Source organism: Kineococcus glutinatus, assembly GCF_039542765.1.
GTDB classification, from domain to species: domain Bacteria; phylum Actinomycetota; class Actinomycetes; order Actinomycetales; family Kineococcaceae; genus Kineococcus_A; species Kineococcus_A glutinatus.
Map to the genome: position 1 here is coordinate 1 of NZ_BAABIL010000788.1, position 1867 is coordinate 1867.

Below are 1867 nucleotides of genomic sequence, written 5' to 3' on the forward strand. Positions count from 1 at the left end.
CCAGCAGCCGCTCGGCGAGCAGCAGCCGCTGCTGGAGCACCCAGCGGTGCGGGGTGGTGCCGGTGGCGGCGGCGAACCGGCGGGCGAACGTCCGCGGCGAGACGTGCGCGCGGGCGGCCAGCACCGCCACGGGCAGCGGGTGGTCGAGGTGGGCGCGGGCCCACTCCAGCACCGGGGTGAGGTCGTCGGTGCCGGGTTCGGGCACGGCGGTCTCCACGAACTGCGCCTGCCCGCCGGCGCGGTGCACGGGCGCGACCATCCGGCGGGCGATCGCCGCGGCCACCGCGGCGCCGTGCTCCTGCCGCACGAGGTGCAGGCAGGCGTCGACGGCGGCCGCGGTGCCGGCGCTGGTGACGACCTGCCCGGTGTCGACGTAGAGGACGTCCGGGTCGACGTCGACCGCGGGGTGGCGGGCGGCGAGCAGCGGGGCGTAGCGCCAGTGGGTGGCGGCGCGGCGGCCGTCGAGCAGGCCGGCGGCGGCCAGCAGGAACGCCCCGGAGCAGACGGCGAGCAGCCTGGCGCCGCGGTCGTGGGCGGCGAGCAGCGCGGCGACGACCTCCGCGGGCACCACGCCGGCGCCGGTGGGCCAGGAGGGCACGGCGACGAGGTCCGCCTCCGCCAGCCGCCCCAGGCCGTGCTCGACGTGCACGGCGTAGCCGGAGGTGGTCGGCACCCGCCCGGGGCGGTGCGCGCAGACGGTGAAGTCCCAGCGCGGCAGGCCGTCGGCGGAGCGGTCGAGCCCGAAGACCTCCGAGACGACGCCCAGCTCGAAGGCGGCGACCGGATCGGAGGCGAGGGCGACGACGGAGCGGAACACCCGACCGAGTGTGGCAGCGGCCGTGGCAGGAAGTGCCCGGACGGTGTCGTTCCTGCCGCTGGCGGCCGCGCCCGGTGCCCGGCACGCTCCCGGCATGACGACGACCACCCCGCAGGGCGCTTCCCGGGACGCCGCCGTGGCCCACTTCGCCGCGAGGCTGCGCTTCGAGACGGACCCCTCCGACGTGGCCGCGGCCCTGCGCGGCGGCGCGCCCGGGTTCGTGCTCGTCGACTCCCGCGGCGAGGAGGCGTGGCGGCAGGGGCGCGTCCCCGGTGCCGTGCACCTGCCGACCGGTGAGATCCCCGCCCGCGCGGCGAAGCTGCTCGACCCGGCGGTGCCCGTCGTGACGTACTGCTGGGGTCCGGGGTGCAACGGCGCCACCCGGGCCGCGCTGGCGCTGGCGCGGCTGGGCCACGAGGTGCGCGAGATGATCGGCGGGTTCGAGTACTGGGTGCGGGAGGGGTTTCCCGTGGCGACCGACGCCGGTACCTCGGCCCGCCCCGCCGACCCGCTCACCGCACCGGTCGGGACCCCGCGGGGCGGCGCCGCACCGGCCTGCGGCTGCTGACGGGCGGTCCGTCGGCAGCCGCGGGCCGGCCCGGCCGTCAGCACCGGAACCGCGCGACGACCCCCTGCAGCTGCGTGGCCGTGGTCGCCAGCTCGGTGGCGGCCTGCATCGACTGCGCGACCCCGTCGCTGGTGGTGCGGGCGGCCTCGGCGACCCCGCCGATGCGGTCGGCGATCTGCCCGGCCCCGGTGGCGACGTCGCTGACGTTGCGGTTCATCTCGCCGGTGGTGGCGGTCTGCTCCTCCACGGCGGCGGCGATGGTCACCTGCAGGCTGTTGATCCGCTCCACGGTGTCGGAGATGTGGCCGATCGCCGCGACCGCGGCGGAGCTGTCCGACTGGATGGTGGCGACGCGGCGGGAGATGTCCTCGGTGGCGCGGGCGGTCTGCTGGGCCAGCTCCTTCACCTCACCGGCGACGACCGCGAAACCCTTGCCCATCTCCCCGGCCCGCGCGGCCTCGATGGTCGCGTTCAGCGCCAGC

3 protein-coding genes are annotated in these 1867 nt (G+C 77.7%); 1 reads left to right on the top strand and 2 read right to left on the bottom strand.

Annotated elements, in window-relative coordinates:
• Positions 1–817 (bottom strand): DJ-1/PfpI family protein (locus ABEB16_RS21435; RefSeq protein ID WP_345714204.1); only part of this gene is annotated, 817 nt, incomplete at its 3' end.
• Between the two features lie 94 nt (positions 818–911).
• On the opposite strand from ABEB16_RS21435, the gene ABEB16_RS21440 reads away from it, so the two are divergent.
• The gene (locus ABEB16_RS21440) at positions 912–1385 is read left to right on the top strand and encodes a rhodanese-like domain-containing protein (RefSeq protein ID WP_345714205.1); all 474 of its coding nucleotides are present in this window, start codon (positions 912–914) and stop codon (positions 1383–1385) included.
• Positions 1386–1422: 37 nt separating this feature from the next.
• Here ABEB16_RS21440 and ABEB16_RS21445 read toward each other — a convergent pair.
• The coding region (locus tag ABEB16_RS21445) for a methyl-accepting chemotaxis protein (protein WP_345714206.1) at positions 1423–1867 on the bottom strand (445 nt) is incomplete at its 5' end.

Bases quoted from the DNA above. Each gene is read 5' to 3' on its own strand.
- ABEB16_RS21440 (WP_345714205.1), top strand. From the start codon at position 912: ATGACGACGACCACCCCGCAGGGCGCTTCCCGGGACGCCGCCGTGGCC.